Source organism: Mesorhizobium sp. M7A.F.Ca.CA.003.01.2.1 (assembly GCF_003998945.1).
GTDB classification, from domain to species: Bacteria; Pseudomonadota; Alphaproteobacteria; order Rhizobiales; family Rhizobiaceae; genus Mesorhizobium; species Mesorhizobium ciceri.
The window spans coordinates 1-5,171 of record NZ_RZRA01000354.1; the positions used below are offsets into that span (position 1 = coordinate 1).

Below are 5,171 nucleotides of genomic sequence, written 5' to 3' on the forward strand. Positions count from 1 at the left end.
GAGGGGGCGCGAAGGATCGCCGACGTCCGCTTTCGTTCCGCTCTTGGCATGGCCTTGCCTACTGAAAATTCCGCCCCTTGGGCATGACCTGTTCCGCTTCTTCCGACAGCGTTGCGAGATCCTGCCGGATCGGCGCGCTTTGTTTGGCGGGGCTGGAGCGATCCGAACCGTCCTTGGCGAGGTCTCTCGGAGGAACCACTGGTGCAGTCTCGCTGACCTTCTCCAGAAGCACGGTCAGCCAGGGCGTCAGATCCTCGATCTTCTCGGCAACGATGTGGACCACACCCGATTCCGACTGCAATTTCCCGGTGACCTTGACGAACCGGGCCCCCATGACGATAGGCCGATAGCGGTCGAAGGTTCTTTGCCAGAAGATGATGTTGGCCACCGCCTTGTCGTCCTCCAGCGTCAGGAAGATCGCATTGCCCTTGCCGGGGCGCTGCCGCACCAGCACGAGGCCGGCGACCGAGACGCGCCTGCCGTCGCGCACGGAAGGAAGATTCGCATTCGGGATGACGCCGGCGCGGTCGAGCCGCTCGCGCAGGAAGGCGACCGGATGCGCCTTCAGCGACAGGCCGAGCGCGCGGTAATCGTGGATGACATGCTCGCCGAGCGGCATTTTCGGCAGCCTCGTCTCCGGTTCCAGCTCGCGCAGGCGAAGCGCCGGCTGGTCGAACAGCGGCAGTCTTTCGGCGGCGCTCTTGCCGTCGAGCGCGCGCACCGCCCACAGGGCTTCGCGACGGTCAAGACCGAGCGAGCGAAAGGCATCGGCCTGCGCCAGTTTTTCGATCTCGCCGACATCGAGGCCGGAGCGCAGCCAGACATCCCTGACGGATACATAGCCTGAGCCGCGCCGCTCGACGAAAGCCTCCATGCGCTCCTTCGACAGGCCCTTGATCTGCCTGAAGCCGAGCCGCAGCGCATGATTTGTCTCGATGACGCCGCGCATTTCGGCATGGCGTGGCAGGATGCGGGCCGGATCGAATGGCGCCTTTTCCAACGTACAATCCCACACCGAAAAATTGACGTCGACGTCGCGGATGTCGACGCCATGGTCGCTTGCGTCGCGCACGAGTTGGGCCGGCTGGTAAAACCCCATCGGCTGCGAATTCAGGATCGCGGCGCAGAACACGTCGGGATAGAAGGTCTTGAACCAGCAGGAGGCATAGACGAGCAGGGCGAAGGAAGCAGCATGGCTTTCAGGAAAGCCGTATTCGCCAAAGCCCTCGATCTGCTTGAAGCAGCGCTCGGCGAAGTCCTTCGTGTAGCCCTTGCCGACCATGCCATTGATCATACGGTCGCGGTAATTGCCGATGGTGCCGGTGCGCTTGAAGGTGGCCATGGCGCGGCGCAGTTCATCGGCTTCGCCCGGTTTGAAACCGCCGGCGACGATGGCGATATTCATCGCCTGTTCCTGGAACAGCGGTACGCCAAGCGTTTTCTTGAGGATCGCTTCCAGCTCCGGCTTTTGATACTCGGCCTGTTCCTTGCCTTGCCGGCGGCGCAGATAGGGATGGACCATGTCGCCCTGGATCGGGCCCGGCCGAACGATCGCCACCTCGATGACGAGATCATAAAAGGTTTTCGGCTGGAGGCGCGGCAGCATCGACATCTGGGCCCGCGATTCGATCTGGAAGACGCCGAGCGTGTCGGCGCGACAGATCATCTTGTAGACCTGCCTGTCCTCCGGCGGCAGGGTGGCCAACACATAGGGCTGCCCATAATCATCCCGCGCATTAGGATAGTGATCCGTGAGCAAGGTGAAGGCGCGTTGCAGGCAGGTCAGCATGCCGAGCGCCAGCACGTCGACTTTCAAGATCTTCACCGCGTCGAGATCGTCCTTGTCCCATTCGACCATCTTGCGCTCGTCCATCGCCGTCTTGACGATAGGCACAATCTCGTCGAGCCGGTCCCTGGTGATGACGAAGCCGCCGACATGCTGGGAGAGATGGCGGGGGAAGCCCATGATCTCATTGGCACGCTCCATCACGTGCCCCGACACCGGGTCGGTGCGGTCGAGGCCGCCGGCGCGGGCTTCCTTCTCGCCAAGCTCCGATGTCGACCAACCCCAGATCGAGCCGGAAAGCGATGCCCTGACATCCTCGGACAGGCCCATCGCCTTCGACACTTCGCGCAGCGCCGAACGGCCGCGATAGCTGATGACGGCGGCGGCAAGTGCCGTGCGCTTGCCGCTGTATTTCTCGTAGATGTACTGGATTACAGTTTCGCGCTTTTCGTGCTCGAAATCGACGTCGATATCCGGCGGCTCGTTTCTCTCCTCGGAAATGAAGCGCTCGAAGAGCGAATCGATTTTTTCCGGCCCCACTTCGGTGATGCCGATGCAGAAGCAGACGACCGAATTGGCGGCTGATCCACGTCCCTGGCAGAGAATATCCTTGCTGCGCGCGAACTTGACGATGTCGTAGACAGTCAGGAAATAGCGGGCATAGTTGAGGCGTTCGATCAAAGCGAGCTCTTCCTCGATGCGCTTGGTCACGGAATCCGGCACACCAGCCGGATAGCGGTTCGCCGCTCCCTCCCGCGCCAGTCGCGCCAGCTCAGCCTGTGGACCAAGACCCGATTCCGTCGGCTCGTCGGGGTAGTTGTACTGGAGGTCGCCGAGCGAAAAAGTCAGCTCTTGCGCAAATCGCAGCGTCTCGGCCAGCGCCTGCGGGTGCCGGCGGAACAGGCGGCCCATCTCCATCGGCGGCTTCAGATGGCGCTCGGCATTGGCGGCCAGTTGTAGCCCGACCTCGGCAACGGGCGTGTTGAGGCGGATCGCGGTCAGCACGTCCTGCAACGGGCGCCGTTCGGCGGTGTGATAAAGAACGTCGTTGGTCGCCATCAGCGGAATGCCGGCGCTCTCGGCAAGTGCTGCCGCCTGCTCGATGCGGAAACGGTCATTGCCGGCGTAGTCGGGCGAAACGCCAAGCCGCAGGTTCCTGCCGAAACGGCCCTTGAGCTCACCAAGCAAGGCAAGACTGTCTTGCGCCCCCGTCGACAGACCGGGCAGGACCGCCAGCGACATCAGGTCACCCCATTCGAGCAGGTCGCCGCGCTGGAGAAGGGTGGCGCCTTTTTCGTTCTCGTCGCGCAGATTGGCTTGCGTCAGCATGCGGCAGAGGTGCCCCCAGCCCTTGCGGTCCTGGGGATAGGCGAGGATGTCCGGCGTGCCGTCGTCAAAAACCAGCCGGCAGCCGGGGTGATAGGAGAGTTTTTCGACCTTGGCCTGCTGCCAGGCGCGCACCACGCCGGCCACCGTGTTGCGATCGGCAAGTCCGATCGCCGAGAAGCCCAGGAGCTTGGCCGCGACCACCAGCTCCTCCGGCTTGGAGGCGCCGCGCAGGAAGGAGAAATTCGACTGGATGCCGAACTCGGCATAGGGAATGACGGTCAGCGCGTTCATGCGAAGACTCCATGCAGGAACCAGCGCGGCGGGACTTGCGAGGCGCCGCCGTAGAGGCCTTGCCGGTAGAGCCAGTAGCGGCGGCCGTCGGCATCCTCGATGCGGAAATAGTCGCGCGTCGATGCCGCCTCGTCGCTTGGCGCTTCCCGCCACCATTCGGCGGCGATGCGTTCCGGCCCTTCGGCGCGCTTGACCCGGTAGAGCGCGCGCCGCCAGCGGAAGTTCAGCGGCGGTCCTTCCGGCATTTCGGTGGCCGGCACATCGATGGGTTCGGGCGAGCGGAACAGCCGGATCGGTCGTTCCGGCGGAAATATGGTTTTTGGTGCCTGCAGCCTGTCCGGCTTCTTCGGCGGCGTGGTCCGGCACGGCGCGTCGGTGAAGGGGATGGTGGCGACGGCACGCTCCGGCAGATGGCTTTCGACCGCGACTGCCCGGAGAACCGCGCCATCGCCGAGCCGGGCGCGGATGCGGTCGGCGAACAGCGCGATATCGGCGCCGTCGTCGGTCACCTCGCCGGCAAGATCGGCCTGCTGCATGTCGAAGGTGGCTGATGCCAACACCGAGAGCCGCACCAGATCGAAACCATAGCCGGCATCGATATCCTGTTCGAGCGCGGCCAGCCTTTCATGGAACAGTTTCTGGATCAGCATGGGTTCGCGCATCGGCCGCGAGGTACCGAGCGCGATGCGGCTGACGGCGCCGTCGACGCGAAAGAGCAGCAGCGCCAGCGTCCGGGCGCCCTCGCCGCGGCGCTCGAGGTCGGTCTTCAAGGTCGCCGCCAGCATGCCCACCAGCCGTTCGATGTCCTCGGTCAGGGTGACGGGTTCGGCGAGGTGGCGTTCGACCGAAAGCGGCGCGACGGGCAGGCGCGGCGACACCGCCTCGTCGAGCCGGCCAAGCGCCTGGTCGAGGCGCAGGAGCAGCAGGGCGCCGAAGCGGCGGGCGAGCGGCGCGCGCGGTGCCGCCATGACGGCGCCCGCCGTGCGCAGGCCCACACTTTCCAGGCTGGTGCGGGTCGAAGGTTCTATGCGCAGCGCGGCCAGCGGCAGGGGCGCCAGCAGCGCCTCCTCCTCGCCTGACACAACGATGCGGTCGCCGCAAAAGCGTGCCGCCGCCCAGGCCGCACCCGGCGTCGCGGCAAGCCCGGCGCGGACATCGAAACCCTGATGGAAGAAGCGCGACAGGATGTCGTCCAGCATGGCGCGCTCGCCGCCGAACAGATGGGTGCAGCCGGTGACGTCGAGAAACAGGCCGTCTGCCCCGTCCAGCGCCACCAGCGGGGTGTAGCGGTCGCACCAGTCGGCGAGGCCTTCGAGCAGGCGGCGATCGGCTTCCGGATCGGCCTCGACGACGTCGATCGACGGATGCATGGCGCGCGCATCGGCGATGCCCATGTCGCGCTTCAGGTGCAGCGCCTCAGCCCGCTCGTCGAGGGCCGAGATGCGCTGTGCGTTGCGGTCGCGATGGCTGATCACGAGCGGCGGGTGAGATGGGTGATCCGACGACCGGGAACGCCAGGACCGCCCCAGACGCTGGCGCAGGATCCTTTCCGCCGCCAGATAGGGAAACCACAGGGACAGGATTCTTTGCCCGGTCTCTTGCCTCGCCCGCTCTTTCGTCGAATGCGCGTTCATCGGGGTTCCACTCCAGTGTGAATTGTCCAGGCAGGGCCGTGCGGCTCTTGCCGATGGTGAGGGTGAAGGCCGGGCGGCCGATCGAGCCGGCCAGCGGCCCGGCGATGGCGTCGCGCGGCCCCGCCGGCGCC

At 65.4% G+C, this 5,171-nt stretch carries 2 protein-coding genes; both read right to left on the reverse strand.

Annotation, left to right across the window (positions count from 1 at the left end):
• Positions 1-58 precede the first annotated feature (58 nt).
• The gene (locus EN969_RS15865; protein ID WP_063169574.1) at positions 59-3,406 is read right to left on the reverse strand and encodes an error-prone DNA polymerase; all 3,348 of its coding nucleotides are present in this window, start codon (positions 3,404-3,406) and stop codon (positions 59-61) included.
• Positions 3,403-5,040, reverse strand: coding sequence for a DNA polymerase Y family protein (locus EN969_RS15870; RefSeq protein WP_245467448.1), 1,638 nt, complete (start codon positions 5,038-5,040; stop codon positions 3,403-3,405). The genes EN969_RS15865 and EN969_RS15870 overlap by 4 nt, the downstream gene beginning before the upstream one ends.
• Positions 5,041-5,171: the final 131 nt, after the last annotated feature.

Excerpts from the sequence above, each read along its gene's own strand:
- EN969_RS15865 (WP_063169574.1), bottom strand. The coding sequence starts at position 3,406 with ATGAACGCGCTGACCGTCATTCCCTATGCCGAGTTCGGCATCCAGTCG.
- EN969_RS15870 (WP_245467448.1), bottom strand. The coding sequence starts at position 5,040 with ATGAACGCGCATTCGACGAAAGAGCGGGCGAGGCAAGAGACCGGGCAA.